Genomic DNA, 22,047 nt, shown 5'->3' with positions numbered 1-22,047 from the left:
CACCGCCTCGCCCATCACCATGTACGATATCCTAGTCTATCTGTTTGAGAACTACTACACGCCCCAGGCCTGCCCGCGCGCCGAGATCCTGGCCAACAAGCTGGCGGCCGTCGGTTTCGAACACGAAGACATCGACGACGCGCTGAACTGGCTGCGCGACCTGGCCAGCACGACCGAACGCTGCCTGCCGCTGGCGATCATGCGCGATGCGCAGCGCAGCGCCGCCCGCATCTACACCGACGAAGAATATGCCACCCTGGGCACCGAGGCCGTCGGCTTCATCAGCTTCCTGGAACACTCCGGCAGCCTGCCGCCCGCCCTGCGGGAAATCCTGATCGAAGCGGCCCAGGCGGCGGATCACTCTCCGCTGTCCCTGGCGGAAATCAAGGTCCTGGCGCTGATGGTGCTCTGGAGCCAGGAGGCCGAAGTGGACCATCTGGTGTTCGAGGAACTGCTGACCGACGATGACGGCCGGCTGTCCCACTAGGCTCGACGGCGCGACGCCGCATCGCCGCTGATGTCCAGCCCGATCCAGGCCGGCCCGCGCGTAGCCGGACACCGGGGCTACGTCGGCCGCTTCGCCCCCAGCCCCAGCGGCCCGCTGCATGCGGGGTCCCTGGCGGCCGCGCTGGCCAGCTACCTGGATGCCCGCGCCCATGAAGGGCTCTGGCTGCTGCGCATCGAGGACATCGACGAGCCCCGCACCGTGCCCGGCGCCGACCGGGTGATCATGCGCCAGCTGCAGGCCCTGGGCATGCGATGGGACGAAGAGCCCGTCTGGCAGACCCGGCGCCACGCCCTGTATGAACAGGCCTTCGGGCGATTGCAGGCGGCGGGGCGTGTCTACGCCTGCCGCTGCACCCGGCGCGAACTGCCGCCGGGGCCGTATCCGGGCACTTGCCGGCCCGGGCCCGGCGCGCCGCGGAATGCCCCCCCCGCCCGCGCGGCGCGGGATGAAGCGCACGTTTCGCAGCCCTCCCGGGCAGACGCCCGGCGTCCGGCTTCCTCCCGACGGGCGCTGCCGGCCTGGCGATTCCTGGTCGAACCCGGGACCGAGGTCTTCCAGGACCGCTGGCTGGGGGAGCAAAGCCAGGACGTCGCCCGGGAAGCGGGCGACTTCATCATCCGCCGGGCCGACGGCCTGTGGGCCTATCAACTGGCCGTCGTCGTGGACGACGGCCTGCAAGGCGTGACCGACGTGGTGCGCGGCGCCGACTTGCTGGATTCCACGGCGCGCCAGCGCCAGCTGGCGCGGGCGCTGGACCTGCCCTGCCCGCGCACGCTGCACGTGCCGCTGGTGCTCGACGCGCAGGGGCGCAAGCTGTCCAAGCAGAATCATGCCCCCGCCCTGGACCTGAACCAGCCCCTGGAGGCCCTGCAGCGGGCCTGGGGCGCCCTGGGCTTCACCCGCCTGCCCGCAGCCGCCACGGACGATTTCTGGCCGCTGGCGACTGCTCAGTGGGCGCGGCGCTTTCCCTGACGACCCGACCGTCCGCGGGAATGCCCCGCTACGCGGCCTGGCCGCCTTGCGGGCGACCGCGCCCGGAAATTACAGCGGCTGCCGCTGGGCATCCAGCAAACCTGCCAGCAGGCCGTCGCCATCGGGCGCGACCCGCAGCACGCCATACCGGGCGTTGGCGAACCGTTCGCCCTGCCCTTCCGGGAAGAACCAGTTGTCCGCCCCGAAATCCAGGGAACCATCCCGCCAGTGGAAGGCCAGCGCGACCGTGTCGGGCGTGGCGGCCGGCGGCTGATCGATCACGATGCCCTGCAACTGCCAGACGCCCTGGCCGTCCTGTCGCAGCAGCAGCCAACCGCGCCCTGCGCGACGCACCTGGCCTTCAGTCTCGGGATTCGCACGCAACAAGTCATCGGCCGCGCGGCGCACGACATAGTCCAGCGCCATATAGTCCCCCTGCAGCAGGGACCTGGGATCCACCGGCGCCAAAGCCAGCACCACGGACCGGCCCTGGGCCAGAAGAGTTTCATATTGATGGACCTGCGCCTGGGCGAGTCCCAGCACCAGCGCGCCCCCGGCCAGAATCCCGGCCGGCAGCCAGCGGGGACGCCTGGCCGGCCCGCTGCCGCCGCGCCGCAGAGGCGCCGCCAGGACCGCCGTCACGCCTGTCAGCCAGGCTGCCGTCAGCCCCAGGATCATGGCCTTGTCCAGCAGACTGGCCCCGTTTCCGGCATTCAGGTAGTAAGCCAGCAGCCCCAGCAGGCCCAGCGGCACGGCCAGCGCCTGCAGCACCCGCCCGCCGGTCAGCCGTCCCAGCGCCAGCCAGACCAGCGCCACGGACAAAGCGGGAATATCCACCCAGCCCACGCCCGCGACGCAGGCGGCCAGCGGCACGCCGGCGCGCAACACGGCCGGCAAGGCAGGACGGACCGCCGCCATCCAGGCAGCCAGCAGCAAGCCCGGCAACAAGGCGCACAGGAACATGGCCAGTTGGCCGAACCAGGGCCATTCCCGCGCCGGGAGCCGCATCGACCACGCAAGCAGCAGGGCCACGCCCGCCGCCATGGCCAGCGAGGCCCAGGCCAGGGGCCGCCAGCCGCTGCGATGCGCCGCCTGGACGGACCAGACCCACAGCGCCGTTCCGGCGGCCAGGAATACCCACAGACGCCAGGCCAGTTGCGACGCGCCGGCGCCCGCGCCCCGGGCACCCGCCTGCCAGTCGAAGTACGTCGCCTCCGGGGCGCTCAGCCAGAACCCGATGCCCAGCACCAGACCCGCCGCCACCAGTCGGATCGAGAACTGCGGAGAGAAGACATAGACCGCCCCGCCGGCGGCCGCCAGAATCGACAGGCGGGTCAGCCGATCCCCATCGTCGCCCATCAGGAACAGCACTCCGCTCGCGCACAGCAACAGCCCCAGCACGCCCAGCACCCCGCCGACCTCCGGCCAGACGCCGCGACGGGCCAGCCGGGCCATGAGCAGGCCCGGGCACATGAGCATGACCCCGGCCGCCAGGGCGTCGGCGGCGGAATCCAGCTCGAAACTGGCCGCCACCCAGAATCCCAGCAACAGCAGGACCGGAATCAGCACCCCCACCCGCAACACCGTGAGATACCAGGGGGGCGACGCATCCTGGTCAGGCGCCGCCGTTTCCGGGCCGTCCAGGACCTCGCCGAGGGAGGGCCCGGATCCGGTCGCCAAGGCATCCGCCGCATCCGCCGGCAGCGGTCCGGCCGCCATGCCGGCTCGCCGCAGGTGCAGCAGGTGATGAGCCGCCAGCCAGACCAGCGCGAGCAGCAGCACCGCCAGACCCAGGACGCCATCCAGGGAATCCAGCATCCGGACCCACAGGGCGCCGACCTGCCCGATGCCCACCAGCAAGGCCAGCGCCACCACCGCCAGATCCCGGCGCCAATGACCGTACACCGCATACAGGACCGCCACCGGAAGCAGGCCCAGCAGCATGTCCTGCGTCAACCGCGGATAATCGCCCTGCCCCACGGAGCCGAGCGCCACGACATTGAAGGCCCACGCCAGCATGGCCGCCGCCAATACCCGGCGCGCCAGATGCCAGGGATCCCGCAGAAACCGCCGCCCGCACTCGACGGCCAGCAGCAAGCCGGCGTTGAGCCCCACCAGCCACACGCCCGCCGCCGGGCCGCCATCCAGCCAGGACCAGAGGCCTTCGCCGCCAACCCACAGCCAGGCCGCCAGGTTCAGCAAGGCCGCCCACAACAGCGTCAGGAAGACGGAACGCACCAGCAACAGCCAGGGCGTGATCAAGGCCGCCCACAGCAGGAACAATTGCCAGCGATCAGCGCCGGTTTGATATATTTGACCGACGAGAGCCAGCAAGGCCCCGGTCGCCAGGGCCGCCACGCCCGTCAGCACACCGGCCCAGCGGCTGCCCAGCCAGGCCAGCGCCGCCCCCAGGACGACGGTCAGCGCCAGCCCCCCCTGGACCAGCGCCAGCCGCGCCTGCGGCCCCATCCGCACCCAGTTGGCGGCCACCCAGGACACCAGGGCGGATCCGGCCAGCACGGCGGCCAGCAAGCCGATGCCCAGGGCCAGATTCCGGCGCCACCAGAGCGGCTTGCCGACTGCCTGCCAGGGTGTGGTGACTTGCATGGTGCGGTGCCCCCTCGTATGATCCGCGCTATCGTGGTCGCAAAACGGCCGCCAATGGAACCACATGACTAAAACTCTGATTATTGCTGAAAAACCTTCGGTCGCTCTGGATATCTCCCGGGCGCTGGGTGGGTTCACCCGCGAAGGCGACTACTTCGAAAGCGAGCAATACGTGCTGTCGTCCAGCGTCGGACACCTGCTCAGCCTGGTGGCGCCCAACGACCCGGTCCGCGGCAAATGGAGTTTTACGCACCTACCGGTGATTCCGCCGCAATTCGAGCTCGGCCCGACCGACAAGCGTTCCGCCGAGCGCCTGAAGCTGCTGGTCAAGCTGCTCAAGCGCAAGGACGTGGGCGCCGTGATCAACGCCTGCGACGCGGGCCGCGAAGGCGAACTGATCTTCCGCTACATCGTCCAGTACGCCGGCGTGAAGAAGCCCATCCAGCGGCTGTGGCTGCGGTCCATGACCCAGGCGTCCATCCGCGACGCCTTCGCCAACCTGCGCGACGACGAGACCATGAAACCGCTGGAAGCGGCGGCCCGGTCGCGCGCCGAGGCCGACTGGCTGGTGGGCATCAACGGCACCCGCGCCATGACGGCCTTCAACAGCAAGGACGGCGGCTTCTTCAAGACCCCTGTGGGCCGCGTGCAGACGCCGACCCTGGCGATCGTCATGGAACGCGAGGACCGCATCCGCAGCTTCGTCAGCCGCGACTACTGGGAAGTCCACGCCACCTTCGTCGCCGCCGCCGGCCTGTACGAAGGCCGCTGGTTCGACCCCGATTTCAAGAAGAACGAACAGGACCCGGACGCCCGCGACTCCCGCCTGTGGTCGGCCAGCGCCGCCCAGAGCGTGGTCAGCGCCTGCCGCGAACAACCCGGCACCGTGACCGAGGAATCCAAGCCCAGCACCCAGCTGTCGCCGGCCCTGTTCGATCTGACCAGCCTGCAGCGCGAGGCCAACTCCCGCTTCGGCTTTTCCGCCAAGACCACCCTGGCCCTGGCCCAGACCCTGTACGAACGCCACAAGGCCCTGACCTATCCCCGGACGGATTCCCGCTACCTGCCCCAGGACTACGTCAACACCGTGCGCCAGACCATGCAGGTGCTGGCCGACAGCGAATCGGGCGTGGCGCGTTCCGTGCGGCCCTTCGCCGCCCAGGCCGTGGCGCAGCAGATGGTCAAGCCCAATCGGCGCATCTTCGACGACAAGAAGATCTCCGACCACTTCGCCATCATCCCGACGCTGCAGGTGCCGCGCGAACTGAGCGACGCCGAATTCAAGATCTACGAGCTGGTGACGCGGCGCTTCCTGGCCGTGTTCTTCCCTGCCGCCGAATTCCGCGTCACGACCCGCATCACCCAGGTCTCTGGGCATCGCTTCAAGACCGAAGGCAAGGTCCTGGTGTCGCCGGGCTGGCTGGCCATCTACGGCCGCGAATCCCAGGGCGAAGACGGTTCCCTGGTGGCCGTCGCCGACGGCGAACGCGTGCGCACCGAGGACATCGAGGCCCGCGCCCTGGTCACCAAGCCGCCCGCGCGCTTCAACGAAGCCACGCTGCTGTCGGCCATGGAAGGCGCCGGCAAGCTGGTGGACGACGAGGCCCTGCGCGAGGCCATGTCCGAACGCGGCCTGGGCACTCCGGCCACCCGGGCATCCATCATCGAAGGCCTGATCAACGAAACCTATCTGCGCCGCGAGGGCCGCGACCTGATTCCCAGCGCCAAGGCACGCCAGCTGATGACGCTGCTCTCGGGCCTGGGGGTCAACGAACTGACCTCGCCCGAACTGACCGGCGAATGGGAGCACCAGTTGAAGCTGATCGAACAGCGCCAGCTGGACCGCGAATCCTTCATGCGCGAAATCGCGCAGATGACGCAGGTGATCGTCAAGCGCGCCAAGGAATACGAGCGCGACACCGTCCCGGGCGACTACGCGACCCTGCAGACCCCCTGCCCGAAGTGCGGCGGCGTGGTCAAGGAGAACTACCGCCGCTACGCCTGCACGGCCTGCGACTTCTCCATCGGCAAGCACCCCGGCGGGCGCACCTTCGAGGTCTCCGAAGTCGAGGAACTGCTGGAAAAACGCACGCTGGGGCCGCTGACCGGCTTCATCAGCAAGATGGGCCGCCCCTTTGCCGCCGTGCTGCGCATCACCGACGAATTCAAGCTGGAATTCGATTTCGGCCAGAAGGAAGACGAAGACACCGAGGCCGTGGATTTCTCCGGCCAGACGCCGCTGGGCGCCTGCCCGAAATGCGGCGGCCACGTCTACGAACACGGCATGAACTACGTCTGCGAACATTCGGTGGGGCCGAACAAGACCTGCACCTTCCGCAGCGGCAAGGTGATCCTGCAACAGGAAATCCCCGCCGACCAGATGACGCAGCTGCTGTCCACCGGCAAGACCAGACTGTTCGACGGCTTCGTGTCCAGCCGCACCAACCGCAAGTTCAAGGCCTATCTGGTGCGCCAGGACGACGGCAAGATCGGCTTCGAATTCGAGCCGCGCCCGGCCAAGGCGGGCGCAAAAGCCGCCACGGCGGGAAAGGCGGCCGGCAAGGCCGGCCCGGCCAAGACCAAGGCCGCCGCGAAGGCGCCTGCCAAGACGAGCGCAAAAACAGCCGCAAAGACAAGCAAGGCGGCAAAGGCTCCGGCGAAATCGACCGCCAAGGCCGGCAAGACGCCCGCCCGCAAGACCGCGGCCACGGCGCCGGACGACGACGGCCCGGCATTCTGAGCCGCGCCCGGCGGACGACAGCGCCGCCGGGCGCGGGCGGGGCATCCCGTCCCGGCCCGCCCCCGTCAGCTGCTGGCCCGGACCTTCAGTTCGAACCCCAGATCGAGCACGGGGTCGGCCACCGGCTCTCCCCGGATCAGCTGCAGCAGCATCCGGGCGGCGGCCTCGCCGACTTCCCGGCGCGGCGTGCGCAAGCTGGTCAGCGCGGGCAGCATCTGCTCGTTGCCGGGCAGGTCGTTGAACCCCACGACACTGACGCGCTCCGGCACCGGAATGCCCATCCGCAGGGCTTCCAGCAAGGCGCCGTGCGCCAGGTCGTCATTGCAGAAAAACACGCCGTCCAGGTCGGGGTGTTCCGTCACCAGGCGCCGGAACGCCTCGGCCCCCAGCGCCGCCGACGACGGCCTGGGATACAGGAACTCCAGGCGGGGATCGTGACAGCCCGCCGCCGACAGGGCGCCGCGAAAGCCCTCGGCGCGTTCCAGGGTGCGCGGGTCCAGCTGGGCGCCCACGAAGGCGATACGGCGCCGCCCCCGGTCCAGCAGATGCCGGGCGACGGTCCGCGCCGCTTCTTTCTGGGACATGCCGACGCAATACAGGGTCGGATCCGCGCTCAGCTCCATCACGTGCACGCAGGGCGTGCGGCTGTCCGCGATCAGCCGCCGCTGGGCCTCGCTGCGGTCGAAGCCCGTCAGGATCAGGCCCGCGGGCCGATGGGACAGGTAGCTTTCCAGCAACGCGGCTTCCCGCTGCGGCTGGTACTGGGTGATGCCGACGAAGATCGGGTATCCCGCGTCCCACATGACGTTCTGGACGGATTCCAGCAACTCGGTGAACAGGGTGTTGGACAGCAGCGGGATCAGCACCACGACGTGGCCGCTCTTGGCCGATGCCAGCGCCCGGGCGGACGGATCCGGCCGGTAGCCCAGCTGCGCCACCGCCGCCCGCACACGTTCGGCCAGTTCCGCCCGCACCGAGGTCTTGCCCGCCACGACCCGCGAGGCGGTGATGGGACTGACCCCGGCCAGCGCGGCAACGTCGGCCAGCGTCACCCGGCCCGTCGCCCGGGTGCGGCCGCGAGGCGCCGCCGCTGGGCGAGGCTTGGCAGGCACATCATCGTTCATACAGGAATTCCCTAATGTCGAGGCTATAAAGATAGCGCTATCTTTGCGCTTCATCACCTTCAGCGCCGATCGTCGGACACAATTTTACGGAAGAGCCCTTTTTTTTCAATGGAAAAGATAGCGCTATCTCACCCCTCGCCGCATGCTTCGGCTTCGCCCGGGCAGGCGGTCGTCGTCATGGGCGTCTCGGGCAGCGGCAAGTCCACGGTCGGCGAACTGCTGGCGCGGCGGCACGGCTGGACGTTCATCGAAGGGGACGCATTCCACAGCGATCAGAACCACGCCAAGATGCGTTCGGGGATTCCCCTGACCGATGAGGACCGGCGGTCCTGGCTGGAAGCCCTGGGACGGGAGCTTGCGCGCCACGCCGCCGGGGGCGTGGTCCTGAGCTGTTCCGCGCTGAAGCGCGCCTACCGGCAATTGCTGCGCGCCTACGTGCCGGACCTGACCTTCATCTGGCTGGAAGTCGGGCGGGAAGCGGCGGCGCAGCGGGTCGCCGGCCGGGGCGCCAGCCACTTCTTCCCCGCCACGCTGATCGACAGCCAGTTCGCCGCGCTGGAACCTCCGCACGACGAGGCCGGCCTGCTGCACCTGGACAGCGAACGTCCCCTGGACGACATCCTGCATACCGCCGCCGACTGGCTGCAAAGGAGGCCTCGTGCCCGCTCCTGACCGCAAACCCCTCATCCGCAGGGCCGCGGAAGCCTTCATGGCCGTCACGCTGGCCCTGATGGTTCTCGCCGTCTTCAGCAACGTCGTGCTGCGCTACGCCTTCGGCACCGGCCTGGTGGTCTACGAAGAATTGTCCCGCCTGCTGTTCGTCTGGCTGGTCTGCATGGGCACCGTCGTCACCGCCTACGACAAACGGCACCTGAGCTTCGACCTGATCGTCGACCGCGTCGGCCCGCGCACGCGCGCCGGCCTGGACGCGCTGGCCAGCGTGATCGGCGCCATCGTCCTGGGCATGGTCGTCAAGGGCGCCTGGGACCAGGTGATCGCCGGCCTGCACAGCCACAGCCCGGTCATCGGCTACCCCCTGTCGATCGCGGCCGCCGCCACGCTGTTCATGGCTGCCGCCATGGAAGTCCTGCTCTTCAAACAAGCCGTGCTGGACCGCCTGCGCGGCTGAACGAGGATCCCCATGGAAACCACGCTGCTGTTCCTTGCCGTCCTGTTCGCCTCCATGGCGATCGGGATCCCGATCGCGGTCGCCCTGCTGGTGTCCGGCGTGGCCCTGATGTGGCAACTGGACTTCTTCAACACGCAACTGCTGGCGCAGAACCTGCAGGCCGGATTCGACAGCTTCCCCCTGCTGGCGGTGCCGTTCTTCGTGCTGGCGGGCGAACTGATGAACGCGGGCGGCCTGAGCCAGCGCATCATCGACATGGCGCGCGCCTTCGTCGGCCACATCCCCGGCGGGCTGGGCTACGTGACCATCTTCGCCGCCGTGCTGCTGGCGTCGATGAGCGGATCGGCCATCGCCGACACGGCCGCCCTGGCCACGATCCTGGTGCCCATGATGCGCCAGCAGAACTATCCGATGGGCTACAGCACGGGCCTGCTGGCCTCGGGCGGCATCATCGGCCCCATCATTCCGCCCTCGCTGCCCTTCATCATCTACGGCGTCACCACCAATACCTCCATCAGCAAGCTGTTCGTCAGCGGCGTCGTGCCGGGCATCCTCATGGGCGGCGCCCTGCTGATCGCCTGGCGGATGGTGGCCCGCCGCTGCGAACTGCCTGCCGCTCCGCGCGCCACCGCCGTCGAGCGCCGCCGGGTCATCGTCGACAGCACCTGGGCCATCTTCATGCCGGTGATCATCCTGGGCGGCATCCGCTTCGGGGTCTTCACCCCGACCGAGGCCGCCGTGGTCGCCGCGGTCTACGCCTTCCTGGTGTCCCGCTTCATCTACAAGGCCCTGTCCTGGAAGACCACCTACGACGTCCTGGTGGCGTCCAGCATCACGACGGCCGTGGTGATGTTCCTGTGCGGCGCCGCGACCGTCGCCGCCTACATGATCACGCTGGCCGACCTGCCCAACCAGCTCGCCGAGTTGTTCCAGCCGATCCTGGCCCATCCCACGCTGTTCATGGCCTGCATGGTGGTGTTCCTGCTGCTGGTCGGCACCTCCATGGATCTGACGCCGATCATCCTGATCTTCGCACCGGTCTGCCTGCCCCTGGCCATGAAGGCGCACATCGATCCGATCTATTTCGGTTTCATGTTCGTCTTCACCGGCTGCCTGGGCCTGATCACGCCGCCGGTGGGCACCGTGCTGAACGTGGTCGCCGGCGTGGGCGGCGTGCGCATGGAAGCCGTCGTCAAAGGCATTCTTCCCTTCCTGCTGGTCTACCTGCTGCTGCTCGTCCTGCTCATCGCATTCCCCCAGATCGTCATCGCCCCGGTCCGCTGGCTGGGCTGAGACGATAGAAACCGCCCCCAAACGGCAATCCATCCCCACCAAGGAGACTCCCCATGAAACTGAAAGCTCTGTTCCTCGCCGCCACCCTGGCGGCCGGCGCCCTGAGCCTGCCGGCCCACGCCGCCGACACCCGTCTGATCCGCTTCGGCTACGGGCTGAACCAGGATTCCAACCAGGGGCGCGCCGTCCAGGTGTTCGCCGACGAAGTCGCCAAGCTGTCGGGCGGCAAGATGAAAGTCCGCGCCATCGGCGCCGCGGCCCTGGGGTCGGACATCCAGATGCAGCAGGCCCTGATCGGCGGCGCCCAGGAGATGATGGTCGGGTCCACCGCCACGCTGGTCGGCATCACCCCTGAAATGGCCTTGTGGGACACGCCGTTCCTGTTCAACTCCGGGGCCGAGGCCGACCAGGTGCTGGACGGCAAGACCGGCCAGCAGATCATGGACAAGCTGGGCGACAAGGGCCTGGTCGGCCTGGTCTATTGGGAAAATGGCTTCCGCAACCTGACCAACAGCAAGAAGCCGGTGCAAAGCGCCGAGGACTTCAAGGGCCTGAAGCTGCGGGTCATGCAGAACAACGTGTTCCTGGACACGTTCCAGCGCCTGGGCGCCAACGCCGTGCCGCTGCCCTTCTCGGAACTGTTCACCGCCCTGGAAACCAAAACCGTCGATGGGCAGGAAAACCCCTACAACACCATCCTGTCCAGCAAGTTCTATGAAGTGCAGAAATACCTGAGCGTCACCAATCACGTCTACAGCCCCTGGATCGTCACCGCCAGCAAGAAGTGGTGGGACGGCCTGAGCGCCGACGAACGCGGCATCCTGATGCAGGCGGCCAAGGTCAGCCGCGATTTCGAGCGCAAGGACACGCGCGCGGAAGCCGACAAGGCCCTGGCCCAGCTGAAGGCCGACGGCATGCAGGTCAATACCGTCAGCGCGGACCAGGTCCAGCAGATGCGCGGCACCATCGCCCCGGTCAACGAGCAGATCAAGCAGGCCGTCGGCCCCGAACTGTGGCAGGCCGTCCAGGATCAGCTGAAGGAAATCCGCGCAAAAAGCTGAGAAATCCCTGCGCTGCGCGGAACGCGCCACCAGCAAAAACCCCGGCGGATCGAATCCGTCGGGGTTTTTCGTTCCCGTCCGGCAAACAGCCGGTCAGCGGTACACCAGGTCGCGGAAATACAGCGACAGGTCCGGCCAGTAAGTGATGACCATCAGGCAGGCCAGCACCACGCCCACGAAAGGCAGCAGCGGCCGGATCAGGCGTTCGATGGGGACCTTGGCCACCGTGCAGGCGGCGAACAGGTTCACGCCGAAGGGCGGCGTCACCATGCCCAGCGCCAGGTTCACCACCATGATGACCCCGAAGTGCGCTGGATCCACCCCGAACTGGGTGGCCACCGGCAGCAGCAGCGGGGCCAGCACCACGATGGACGCCGAGGTCTCGATGAACATGCCGATGAAGAACAAGGCCACGTTCACGCCCAGCAGGAAGGTGATCTCGCTGCCGAACAGATGGCCGAGCCATTCGCCCAGAGCCATCGGCACCCCCGCCCGGTTCAGCAGGAAGCCGAACACCCCCGCGTTGGCGATGATGAACATGATGATGGCCGTGGACACCACGGAGCGGTGGAAGGTGCGTCCCAACGTGGCGAAGGACAGGCGGCGATAGATGAAGATGCCCACGAACAGGGCATAGACCACCGCCACCGCCGAGGCTTCCGTGGGCGTGAAGACGCCGCCGTAGATGCCGCCCAGGATGATGACGGGCATCAGCAGCGCCCACCAGGCCTTCTTGAACGAGGTCCAGACCGGCAGGCGATTCTCGCCGTCGCGCTTGCCCAGGCCGTTGCGCCGCGCGTACAGCCAGACGTAGAACATCAGGCCCACCACGATCAGCAGGCCCGGCCCGATCCCGGAAATGAAGACCTCGCCCACGGACGTGTCCGTGGACACGGCGTACAGGATCATGGGAATCGATGGCGGGATGATGACCCCGAGTTCCGCCGCGGAAGCCTGCAGGGACGCCGCGAAGGGGGCCGGATAGCCGTGCTTCACCATGGCGGGAATCAGGATGGCCCCCACGGCAAAGGTCGTGGCCACACTGGAGCCCGCCACCGCAGCGAAGATCATGCAGGTGAGCACGCAGCTGCAGGCCAGGCCGCCCTGCACCCCGCCGACCACGCTCTTGGCGAATTCCACCATGCGCTCGGAAATGCCGCCTTCTTCCATCAGATTGCCGGCCAGGATGAAGAACGGCACGGCGACCAGCGGGTATTTGTCCAGAGCGGCGTACAGCTGCTGGGCGATCACCAGCCAGGTCATGTGCCCGTCGAAGCCCACGCCGACCATGGTGGCCAGGCCGATGGACACCGCGACCGGCACCGTCAGGCCGAAGAACAGCAGCATGGAGACGACCATCAATTGCGACATGGCAGTCCCCTAGACGGTTTCAACGTAGGGCACGCGGGCGTCCTCGGCCCAATAGGCCAGGGCGCCGAACAGCGCCAGCGTGGCCCCGACCGGAATGGACAGGTAGATCCACGAGATCGACACCCCCAGGCTGGGCGTGCTCTGGAAACGCACCCGCCAGGTCATGTCGGCGCCGATCCAGACCAGGAAGCCCAGGAAGCAGATCACGATCAGCAGCACCAGGTGTTCCAGCAGCCGCGCCTTGCGCGGGGCCAGCAGGTTGTGCAGCAGCTCGACGCCCAGCATGGCGCCCTGGCGAAAGGCCAGGGCCATGCCCAGCATGACCGCCCAGATGATCGAAGCCCGAGTCCAGGCCTCGGACCAGGCGGATGGGGATTCCAGCACGAAACGCGCCAGGACCTGATAGAAGCCGGCCGCCACGGCCGACCACAACAAACCCTGGGCCACCCAGGACACCAGCCGGGACAGACCCCGGTCAATCAGACCCAGCCCGCGCATCGCTTACTGAGTATTGCGGATGGATTCGACAAGATCCTTGCCGAACTGCTTGTAATACTGCGGATAGACCGGCTCGACGGCCTTGACGAAGGCGGCATGGTCCACGGTATTGATCTGCATGCCGTTGGCCTTCAGGGTTTCCAGGCCGTCCGTTTCGACCTTGTCGACGAACTGACGCATGGCCTGGGCGCTGGCCACGCCGGCGGCCTTGAATTTCGCCTTGTCCGCATCCGACAGGCCGTCATAGACCGAAGGCGCCATCAGCACCAGCGCCGGGCCGTACACGTGAGCGGTCAGCGACAGGTATTTCTGCAGCTGCCACATCTTCACGGACACGATCACCGACAGCGGATTTTCCTGGCCGTCGATGGTGCCCTGCTGCAGGGCCGTGGCGACTTCCGGCCAGGCCATGGGGGTGGCCAGCACGCCCAGCTGGCGGAAAGCGGCGATGTGGATGGGGTTTTCCGTCGTGCGGATCTTCAGGCCCTTGATGTCGGCGGGCTCTTTGACCGGACGGACGTTGTTGGTCAGGTGGCGGAAGCCCTGCTCGCCCCAGGCCAGGGCGACCAGGCCGCGCTTGGGGAATTCGGCCAGCATGTCCTGGCCGATCTTGCCGTCCAGCACCTTGCGGGCGTGGGCCAGGTCACGGAACAGGAAGGGGATGTCGAACACCCCGGTCTGCGGCACGAAATTCAGCGTCGCGCCCGTGGACACGATGGCCAGGTCGATGGTGCCCAGTTGCAGGCCTTCGATCACTTCCCGTTCGCCGCCCAGCTGGCTGTTGGGGAACTGCTGGATCTTGAAATCCGGCATGCTGGCTTCCAGCGTCTTGGCAAAAGCCGCGGCGCCCGCGCCGTAGTGCGAGTTCTCCGACAGGGCGTAAGCCATTTTCAGGGTGGTCTGAGCCAGGACGGGGGTGGCTGCGGTCATGCCGACCAGGGCGGCGGCCGCGAACCACCGAGCGAATTTTTTACCGTGAACCATGCATCGTCTCCCAAATCCGATATCGGTGTTATCCAGCCCTCGCGACCAAGCGGAGCCGCGCCGCGCGCGACAGCGCGCAGGCCCTTGGTGTTCTAACACGAAGTCCTGACGCGTCGCAACGAAAACTCTCGGGAATCAGGGTTATCACAGAGCCCCGGCGCCAGGCTGCGACACGGCGCGCCGGGCGCCGCTTCGATCCCGAGTCGGACGCCGCGCTATTGCGCCGCCGTCTTGGGATAGACCGTGGCGAGGTGCTCGAGCACCGCATCGCGCTTGCGGTGCAGATGCTGCTCCAGCAATTGCCGCGCGGCCACGGCGTCGTGCTTCTGCAACGCCGCCAGGATCTGCGCGTGCTCGTTGAGCGCATGCATCCACTTCTTTTCGTCCTGGTTGGAGCGAAACCGCAGCGCATGCATGCGGCTGTTCAGCTGGCCCCAGATCTCGCGCAGGACGGGATTGCGGGCCGCCTGGCTGAACAGGTCGTGCGCGCGCGCATTGAGCCCGTAATAGGTCGGCAGATCGCGGCGTTCGAACGCCGCCTGCATTTCGTGCTGGAGCGCGCGCAGTTCGGCCAGTTCCTCGTCCGTGATGCGCTGCGCGGCCTGTTCGCCCGCCAGGCCTTCGAGCGAGGCCAGGACGTCGAAGGCGCCCACGATGGCTTCCCGGGTCAGGACGGGCACGAACGCCCCCCGCCCCGCTTCCAGCACGACCATCCCTTCGGCGGCCAGCAGCCGGATGGCTTCGCGCAGCGGCGTGCGCGACACCCCGAGGATTTCGCAAAGTTCGCGTTCATTGAGCTTGGCGCCCGGCTGAAGCGTGCCCTGGATCAGCAGTTCACGCAGACGGGCGGCGACGCGTTGGTGGAGCGTGTCACGCGTCACGCTCAGGTCGCTGATGGAAAGTGTGTTCATTTTTTGAATTATATATTCAGAATATACATTTATAGGGTAATCACTTACTAACTGTCCGACTGATCTTTCTGGTATTGTATTTTGTATAACGTATAACGACACATAAATCTTACCCCTAATTCCTTGCCAGGAGATGCTCGCAATGCCTAATCTGAACTTCCACCCCGCCGGTCGCCACTACCTCCAGATCCCCGGCCCCAGCCCGGTCCCCGACCGCATCCTGCGGGCCATCAGCTACCCCACCATCGACCACCGCGGTCCGGAGTTCGGCGCGCTGGGCCGCAAGGTCCTGGGCAACATCGGGAAAATCTTCAAGACCCGCCACCCGGTCGTCATCTACCCGGCATCCGGCACCGGCGCCTGGGAAGCCGCCCTCAGCAACACCATGAGCAAGGGCGACACCGTGCTCATGTACGAAACCGGCCACTTCGCCACCCTGTGGAAGAAAATGGCCGAGCGCCTGGGGCTCAAGCCTGAATTCCTGGGTCTTCCCGGCATCGAGGGCTGGCGCCGCGGCGTGCAGGCCGACATGATCGAGGCCCGCCTGAAGCAGGACACGGAGCACGTCATCAAGGCGGTCTGCGTCGTGCACAACGAGACGTCCACCGGCGTGACTTCGGACATCGCCTCCGTGCGCCGCGCCATCGACGCGGCCGGCCACCCGGCGCTGCTCATGGTCGACACCATCTCGGGGCTGGCATCGGCCGACTACCGCCACGACGAATGGGGCGTGGACGTGACCGTCAGCGGCTCCCAGAAAGGCCTGATGCTGCCGCCCGGCATCAGCTTCAATGCGATCTCGCCCAAAGCCCTGGCCGCCAGCAAACAGGCCACCCTCGGCCGCTCGTTCTGGGCCTGGGACGAAATCGTGGAAATGAACAAGACCGGCTACTGGCCCTACACGCCCAACACCAACCTGCTGTACGGCCTGTCCGAAGCGCTGGACATGATCCAGGAAGAAGGGCTGGACAACGTGTTCGCGCGCCACCAGCGCCTGGCCGCCGCATGCCGCGCCGCCGTCAACGCCTGGGGCCTGGAAACCCAGTGCGTGGAAGAAGCCTGCCATTCCCCCGTGCTGACCGGCGTGATGATGCCCCAGGGCGTGGACGCCGACCAGGTCCGCCGCCTGATCTACGAACACTTCAACATGTCGCTGGGCGCCGGCCTGGGCAAGCTCAAGGGCCTGATGTTCCGCATCGGCCACCTGGGCGAAGCCAACGACCTGTCGCTGGTCGCCACGCTGGGCGGCTGCCAAATGGGCCTGGAAATGGCCGGCGTCAAACTCAAGGGCGACGGCGTGGGCGCCGCGCTCAAGCACCTGCGAACGACCGCCAAGCCCCAGGCTCGACATCCGCAGGAACCGACACCCGCCGCTGCGCCGCGCCATGAGGAAGCGCTGGAAAGCACGTCGTAACACCGCTGAACCCCTCCTATATACAGAAACAGCGATAAACGCCACAATCCATTCCCTCGAGGAGACAAAACAATGAAAGCACATGCACGCATCATGGTGACGGCCGCGCTGGTGGCCGGGCTTTGCGCGGGGGCCTCCGCCGCGGAAGCCCTGAAGTTCCGGGTCATCGGCCAGCCGCTGGCCACCGGCCTGATCCAGTCGAAGCAAGAGCAGCCATTCTTTGAGAATTTCGGGAAAACCACCGGATTGCCCGTCGAGATGGACTACAAGCCCATCGACACGCTGGGCGTCAAAGACACCGAAGAGCTGCGGGTGCTGAAATCCGGCCTGTTCGAGCTCGCCTCGCTGCGCTTTCCCCAGAACGCGCGCGACGAGCCGACGCTGCTGGGATTCGATCTGGTGGGCCTGAACCCCGACTACGCCACTGCGCGCAAGGTCGTGGACGCCTTCTTCCCTCAGGCCGACGAACGGCTGCAGAAGCAGTTCGGCGTCAAACTGCTGGGCGCCTTCCCCTTCGGGCCGCAGATCCTGTTCTGCAACAAGCCCATCAAGGGGCTGGCGGACATCAAGGGGCTGAAGGTCCGCGTGTACGACCAGAACCTGGCCAAGTTCATCGACACCATCGGCGGCACGCCCGTGCCGATCTCATTCGCCGACACGCACCAGTCCCTGTCGCTGGGTGTCGTCGACTGCGCCATCACGGGCCCCAGTTCCGCCAATTCGTCCGGCTGGCCCGAAGTCTCCACGCACCAGCTGGCGATCGGTTTCCAGATGGCCGTCAACGGCTACGCCATCACCCTGAAGGCCTGGAAGAAGCTGTCTCCGGACCAGCAGGCGACGCTGCAAAAGGCGGTGACCGAGTTGACGAACAACATCTGGGTCTATTCCGAAACGCTGTTCAAGGACGCGGTCAACTGCAACGCCGGCCGGGCCTGCGAAACCGGCAAGAAATACAAGCTGGTTGACGTGCCGATCTCCGACGCCGACCGGGCGCTGCTGAAGGACGCGGTCACCAAGGTGTCGCTGCCCGCCTGGACCGAAGTCTGCGACAAGGTCAACAAGGGTTGCGTCGAACGCTGGAAAACGGCCGTCGGCCCGGTTGTGGGGATCAAATGATGAGCGCCGCCCCCTCCAAGAACCTGCCGCGATTCGTGGCCACGGACCGCAGCGGTCCCGCGGAGGGGCGGCCGGCCGGCCAGGCCGCCCCCCAGCGGCACGCCCTGCGCATGGAGCGCGTCGAGACCGTGCTCGGCACGCTGTTCGGGGTCATCTTCCTGGCGCTGTCCGTGATCGTGACCGTCGAGACCATCTCCAGAAAGGTCTTCAACTTCTCGCTCCAGGGAGCGGACGAGCTGGGGGGCTACGCGCTGGCCGTCGGTTCCACGCTGGCCTTCAGTCTTGCCCTGATCGGCCGCGCCCACATCCGCGTCGACGTCTTCCAGGACTGCTTTCCCAAGCGCATGCAGGCCTGGCTCAACGCCTTCTCCATCATCAGCCTGGCCGCCTTCGGCCTTTTCATCGGCTGGAACGCGATCCAGGTGCTGATCGACACCACATCCTACGGCAGCACCGCGCCCACGCCCTGGGCCACCCCGCTGGTCTATCCGCAGACGGTCTGGCTCATCTCGCTGGGGGCGTTCGCCGCCATCGCCACGGCATACGGCCTGCGCGCGCTCCGGATGCTGCTGTCGGGCGACGAGGCGAATCTGCTGCGCGAGTTCTCGCCCAAGAGCGTGAAGGAAGAAGTGAAAGAAGAACTGGACGATCTGGCCAAGCGCCAGCAGGAGGCCTGATCATGAGTATTGCCATGATTGCACTAGGATTCGGCGCCATGCTGGCCATGATGCTGCTGGGCCTGCCCATTGTCACGTCCATGGCCGCGGTGGGCATCGTGGGGGGCATCGCCGCCTACGGCGCGCCGTTCCTGGATTCCATCGCGCCCGTGGTGTGGGGCGTCCAGAACGACAACCTGCTCACCTGCATCCCGCTGTTCGTGCTGCTGGGCGAACTGCTGCTGCGCTCCGGGATCGCGGACCGCATGTACACCACGCTGGCGGCCTGGCTGGGCCGCCTGCCCGGCGGCCTGCTGCACACCAACATCGGCAGCAGCGCCCTGTTCGCCGCGACGTCGGGGTCTTCGGTGGCCACGGCCGCCACGGTGGGCACAGTCGCGCTGCCCTCGCTCCAGGCGCGGGGCTACTCCATGCGGTCCTCGCTGGGCTCGCTGGCCGCCGGCGGCACGCTGGGCATTCTCATTCCGCCCAGCCTGAACATGATCGTCTACGGATCGCTCACCAGCAATTCCATCGGCAAGCTGTTCATCGCCGGCATCATCCCCGGCATCCTGCTGACCTTGTGCTTCATGCTCTACATCGCCGGATCGGCGCTGTGGAACAAGGAAACCATGCGCGAGGAAAAGGTGCCCCTGGGCGAACGCATCCGCCTGCTGCGACACTTCATTCCGCCCGCCATCGTGTTCGGCGTGGTCATGGGCAGCCTGTACCTCGGGATCGCCACGACCACCGAAAGCGCCGCGCTCGGCGTCATGGCCGCGCTGTTCTTCGTGTGGCAATCGGGCAAGATGAGCTGGGAGCTGCTGCGCAACTGCTTCATTTCCAGCGCGCGCATCAGCGGCATGATCCTGCTGATCATGGTCGCCGCCTTCATCCTGAACCTGACCATCAGCCTGACGGGCGTGGCCGAGACGATGACCAAGTGGGTGGTCGGCCTGGGCTTTTCCGCCACCGGCCTGATCCTGGCGCTGCTGGTGTTCTATCTGATCCTGGGCATGTTCATGGACGTGCTGTCCATGCAGGTGGCCACGATTCCCATCACCTATCCGATCGCGATGGCGCTGGGCATCGATCCCATCTGGTACGGCATCTTCATCGTGCTGGTCTGCGAACTGGGCATGATCACGCCGCCGGTCGGCATGAACCTGTTCGTCGTCCATGGCATCCGCCCGGACAACGGCGGGATCCAGGACGCGATCTGGGGCGCGGTGCCGTACGCCGTCATCATGATTCTGTTCACGCTGCTGCTGATGGCCGTCCCGGGGCTGGCCACCTGGCTGCCGGCGCACATGTAGAAACCAGGAGGAAAACATGACCGAACCGTCCGAAATCTGGCATCTGTCGGCGGCGGAGCTCAGCCGGCGATATCGCCAGGGCACGCTGACCCCGGCCGAAACGGCCCGGGCCTGCCTGCAGCGCCTGGACGCGGTGAATCCCCGCCTCAACGCCGTCATCGCCCGCCGCGACGAGGCCGTGCTGCGCGACGCGCAGGCGTCCGCCGAACGCCACGCGGCGGGCCGGCCGCTGTCGGCGCTGGACGGCATTCCCGTCAGCATCAAGGACAACATCCAGACCGGCGATCAGCCGACGACCTGGGGTTCTCCCGCGCTGAAGGACCACCGGTCGGATGCCGACGAAATGCCCGTGGCGCGCCTGCGGGAAGCCGGCGCCCTGATCATCGGCAAGACCAACCTGCCGGAATTCGCGCTGGAAGGCTATACCGACAATCCGCTGTTCGGCGCGACGGTCAACCCCTGGAACACGGCGCTCACGCCCGGCGGATCCAGCGGCGGCGCGGTCGCGAGCGTCGCGGCGGGCGTGACGCCGATCGCGCTGGGCACCGACGGCGGCGGGTCCATCCGCCGGCCCGCCTCCCACTGCGGACTGGTGGGGCTGAAGCCGTCCATTGGTTCCATCGCGCGCGGCGGGGGACTGCCCTCGCTGCTGCTCGACCTGGAAGTCGTGGGCCCGCTGGCCCGGACGGTGGCCGACGCGCGCGCCCTGTTCGAGGCGCTGCGCGGACCGCGAGCCTCGGACCGAAGCTCCCTGAGCGCCGCCGAGGCAAGCCGCCAGATGGCGCGCCGCAAGACCCTGCGCGTCCTGTACGTGCCGACCCTGGACGGGGCGCCGGTGGATCCGGAAATCGCCGATCACTGCCGCCGCGCGATGGACGTGCTCGGCGGCCTGGGGCACGATGTCGCGGAAGGCGCCATGCCGCTGGATCTGACGTTCATGAGCCAGGCCTGGCCGATCATCGGACAGGTGGGCGTGGCGCGCATGTTCGAACGCTTTCCGCAATGGCGCGCGCAGGCGTCGAAGAAATACCACGATCTGGCCGAACAGGGCGCGCGGCAAAGCGCGGCGCGCCTGTGGTCGGTGCTGGAAGACATCGAAACGCTGCGGCGCGATTGCGTACGGGCATTCGAGCAGTACGATGTACTGGTCACACCGGCCGCCGCCGCCCTGCCCTGGCCCGCCCGCGAAGCCTACCCTCCCGTCATCGACGGCCGGGAGGTCGGCCCGCGCGGACATGCGGTCTTCACGGGCTGGGTCAACGCGGCCGGGCTGCCGGCGCTGGCCGTCCCGGTGGCGCCCTCGGCCGGCGGCCTGCCCATCGGCATCCAGATGATCGGGCGCTTCGGCGCCGACGACCAGTTGCTGGATCTAGGCGAAGCCTACGAAGCGGCCGCCCCCTGGGCGCATCGCTGGCCGGACCTTTGACGGAGACGCGAATCGCGTCACTCAACCCACCTTTTTTCTCTACCCCGGAATTCCCACCCATGTCCTCCACACTGCTTTCCACGCCCTCCCAGGCATCCCTGCAACCGGTCATCGACGCGCTGGTCCTGGCGCGGCGCCAGGGCCGGACCATCGCCGCCGGCGGATACGACGGCGCGCTTTCCACGGCGGACGAGGCCTATGCCGTGCAGGCCGCCGTCGCCCGGGAACTCGACTGGTTCGGCGCCGACACCCCGTCCTGCTGGAAATCGGGCGGCCCCAATCGCGAAGCCGTTCTCACGCACGCGCCGCTGCCGCCGGCCGGCGTCTGGAACAGTCCCGCCACGGCGGGCGCGTTCCCCTTCCATCAGCGGGGCATCGAGGCGGAAGTGGCGCTGCGCCTGGGCCGGGACGTCGACCAGGCCGCCGCCGAAACGCTGGACGAAACCAGCGCGAGCGCCCTGATCGACGCCATGACCGTCTCCATCGAGGTCGTGGATTCGCGCTGGCAGGAGTGCATGCAGGCGCCCGCGCTCATGCGCCTGGCCGATCTGCAGTGCCACGGCGCCCTGGTGCTGGGCGAATGGCGCCCCTGGCAGGCGCGCGACTGGGCGCAACAGACCTGCCGCGTGGAAATCGGCGACCGGCCCGCGGTCGAACGGCGCGGCACCCACCCGATGGGAGCGCCCGCCTGGTGCCTGCCCGCCTGGCTGCGCCACGCCACCCGTCACGGCCAGGTCGTGCCCGCGGGAACCGTCGTCACCACCGGCACCTGGGTGGGGATCCTGGAAGCCCGGGCGGGCGAGCGCGTGCTCGTCACCTTCGAAGGGATCGGTTCGGCGCAAGTGCAGCTGTAAACGCGGCGGGATTCGCATCGGAGGCCCGTGCGGCGCGCGCCGCATCCGGGCCTCCGCCCCCGCACTA

19 protein-coding genes are annotated in these 22,047 nt (G+C 67.5%); 13 read left to right on the top strand and 6 right to left on the bottom strand.

Annotated features, from left to right (window positions below):
• Positions 1 to 19: 19 nt before the first annotated feature.
• Together Q0263_RS00400 and gluQRS are read left to right on the top strand one after the other, a co-directional pair.
• Positions 20 to 487: a DUF494 domain-containing protein gene (locus tag Q0263_RS00400; protein WP_298012210.1), complete on the top strand. Its 468-nt coding sequence runs from the start codon at positions 20 to 22 to the stop codon at positions 485 to 487.
• Positions 488 to 517: 30 nt separating this feature from the next.
• A complete protein-coding gene (gene gluQRS, locus Q0263_RS00395; RefSeq protein ID WP_298012208.1) occupies positions 518 to 1,480 on the top strand; it encodes a tRNA glutamyl-Q(34) synthetase GluQRS in 963 nt (320 codons plus the stop codon).
• 69 nt (positions 1,481 to 1,549) lie between these two features.
• On the opposite strand, the gene Q0263_RS00390 is transcribed toward gluQRS, so the two are convergent.
• The gene (locus tag Q0263_RS00390) at positions 1,550 to 4,087 is read right to left on the bottom strand and encodes a GDYXXLXY domain-containing protein (protein ID WP_298012206.1); all 2,538 of its coding nucleotides are present in this window, start codon (positions 4,085 to 4,087) and stop codon (positions 1,550 to 1,552) included.
• A 64-nt stretch (positions 4,088 to 4,151) separates the two neighbouring features.
• On the opposite strand from Q0263_RS00390, the gene Q0263_RS00385 reads away from it, so the two are divergent.
• The gene (locus Q0263_RS00385) at positions 4,152 to 6,827 is read left to right on the top strand and encodes a DNA topoisomerase III (RefSeq protein WP_298012202.1); all 2,676 of its coding nucleotides are present in this window, start codon (positions 4,152 to 4,154) and stop codon (positions 6,825 to 6,827) included.
• Positions 6,828 to 6,892: 65 nt separating this feature from the next.
• On the opposite strand, the gene Q0263_RS00380 is transcribed toward Q0263_RS00385, so the two are convergent.
• The gene (locus Q0263_RS00380) at positions 6,893 to 7,951 is read right to left on the bottom strand and encodes a LacI family DNA-binding transcriptional regulator (RefSeq protein WP_298012200.1); all 1,059 of its coding nucleotides are present in this window, start codon (positions 7,949 to 7,951) and stop codon (positions 6,893 to 6,895) included.
• 108 nt (positions 7,952 to 8,059) lie between these two features.
• Here Q0263_RS00380 and Q0263_RS00375 point away from each other — a divergent pair, with 108 nt between their 5' ends.
• The 4 genes from Q0263_RS00375 to Q0263_RS00360 are packed head-to-tail and all read left to right on the top strand — an operon-like array spanning position 8,060 to position 11,434.
• On the top strand, positions 8,060 to 8,623 hold the full coding sequence (locus Q0263_RS00375) for a gluconokinase (protein WP_298012197.1): 564 nt from the start codon (positions 8,060 to 8,062) through the stop codon (positions 8,621 to 8,623).
• Positions 8,610 to 9,080 carry a TRAP transporter small permease gene (locus tag Q0263_RS00370; protein ID WP_298012194.1) on the top strand — a complete coding sequence of 157 codons (471 nt, stop codon included), beginning with the start codon at positions 8,610 to 8,612 and terminating at the stop codon, positions 9,078 to 9,080. Before Q0263_RS00375 ends, Q0263_RS00370 begins: the two co-directional genes overlap by 14 nt.
• Before the next feature lie 12 nt (positions 9,081 to 9,092).
• Positions 9,093 to 10,373: a TRAP transporter large permease subunit gene (locus Q0263_RS00365; protein ID WP_298012191.1), complete on the top strand. Its 1,281-nt coding sequence runs from the start codon at positions 9,093 to 9,095 to the stop codon at positions 10,371 to 10,373.
• Between the two features lie 53 nt (positions 10,374 to 10,426).
• Positions 10,427 to 11,434, top strand: a complete 1,008-nt coding sequence (locus Q0263_RS00360) for a TRAP transporter substrate-binding protein (protein WP_298012189.1) — start codon at positions 10,427 to 10,429, stop codon at positions 11,432 to 11,434.
• Positions 11,435 to 11,527: 93 nt separating this feature from the next.
• On the opposite strand, the gene Q0263_RS00355 is transcribed toward Q0263_RS00360, so the two are convergent.
• The 4 genes from Q0263_RS00355 to Q0263_RS00340 form a co-directional block, all read right to left on the bottom strand.
• Complete coding sequence (locus Q0263_RS00355; RefSeq protein WP_298012186.1) at positions 11,528 to 12,805, bottom strand: TRAP transporter large permease; 1,278 nt, start codon at positions 12,803 to 12,805, stop codon at positions 11,528 to 11,530.
• A gap of 9 nt (positions 12,806 to 12,814) precedes the next feature.
• Complete coding sequence (locus Q0263_RS00350) at positions 12,815 to 13,303, bottom strand: TRAP transporter small permease (RefSeq protein ID WP_298012183.1); 489 nt, start codon at positions 13,301 to 13,303, stop codon at positions 12,815 to 12,817.
• Between the two features lie 3 nt (positions 13,304 to 13,306).
• A complete protein-coding gene (locus Q0263_RS00345; RefSeq protein WP_298012524.1) occupies positions 13,307 to 14,233 on the bottom strand; it encodes a TRAP transporter substrate-binding protein in 927 nt (308 codons plus the stop codon).
• A 269-nt stretch (positions 14,234 to 14,502) separates the two neighbouring features.
• On the bottom strand, positions 14,503 to 15,198 hold the full coding sequence (locus Q0263_RS00340) for a GntR family transcriptional regulator (RefSeq protein WP_298012180.1): 696 nt from the start codon (positions 15,196 to 15,198) through the stop codon (positions 14,503 to 14,505).
• A 142-nt stretch (positions 15,199 to 15,340) separates the two neighbouring features.
• On the opposite strand from Q0263_RS00340, the gene Q0263_RS00335 reads away from it, so the two are divergent.
• From Q0263_RS00335 to Q0263_RS00310, 6 genes are all read left to right on the top strand, one after another.
• Positions 15,341 to 16,612 (top strand): aminotransferase class V-fold PLP-dependent enzyme, encoded by a 1,272-nt coding sequence (locus Q0263_RS00335; RefSeq protein WP_298012178.1) that lies wholly within the window; start codon positions 15,341 to 15,343, stop codon positions 16,610 to 16,612.
• Between the two features lie 72 nt (positions 16,613 to 16,684).
• Complete coding sequence (locus Q0263_RS00330; RefSeq protein ID WP_298012176.1) at positions 16,685 to 17,728, top strand: TRAP transporter substrate-binding protein; 1,044 nt, start codon at positions 16,685 to 16,687, stop codon at positions 17,726 to 17,728.
• The gene (locus Q0263_RS00325) at positions 17,728 to 18,405 is read left to right on the top strand and encodes a TRAP transporter small permease (RefSeq protein WP_298012173.1); all 678 of its coding nucleotides are present in this window, start codon (positions 17,728 to 17,730) and stop codon (positions 18,403 to 18,405) included. Before Q0263_RS00330 ends, Q0263_RS00325 begins: the two co-directional genes overlap by 1 nt.
• A gap of 14 nt (positions 18,406 to 18,419) precedes the next feature.
• The gene (locus Q0263_RS00320; RefSeq protein ID WP_298012170.1) at positions 18,420 to 19,700 is read left to right on the top strand and encodes a TRAP transporter large permease; all 1,281 of its coding nucleotides are present in this window, start codon (positions 18,420 to 18,422) and stop codon (positions 19,698 to 19,700) included.
• A 16-nt stretch (positions 19,701 to 19,716) separates the two neighbouring features.
• The gene (locus Q0263_RS00315) at positions 19,717 to 21,126 is read left to right on the top strand and encodes an amidase (protein ID WP_298012167.1); all 1,410 of its coding nucleotides are present in this window, start codon (positions 19,717 to 19,719) and stop codon (positions 21,124 to 21,126) included.
• A gap of 59 nt (positions 21,127 to 21,185) precedes the next feature.
• Complete coding sequence (locus Q0263_RS00310) at positions 21,186 to 21,980, top strand: fumarylacetoacetate hydrolase family protein (protein ID WP_298012164.1); 795 nt, start codon at positions 21,186 to 21,188, stop codon at positions 21,978 to 21,980.
• Positions 21,981 to 22,047 lie beyond the last annotated feature (67 nt).

It is taken from the genome of uncultured Castellaniella sp., assembly GCF_937988725.1.
GTDB lineage: Bacteria > Pseudomonadota > Gammaproteobacteria > Burkholderiales > Burkholderiaceae_B > Castellaniella.
The sequence above is the reverse complement of the archived record's forward strand: the minus strand, read 5'-3'. Positions and strand labels throughout refer to the sequence as shown.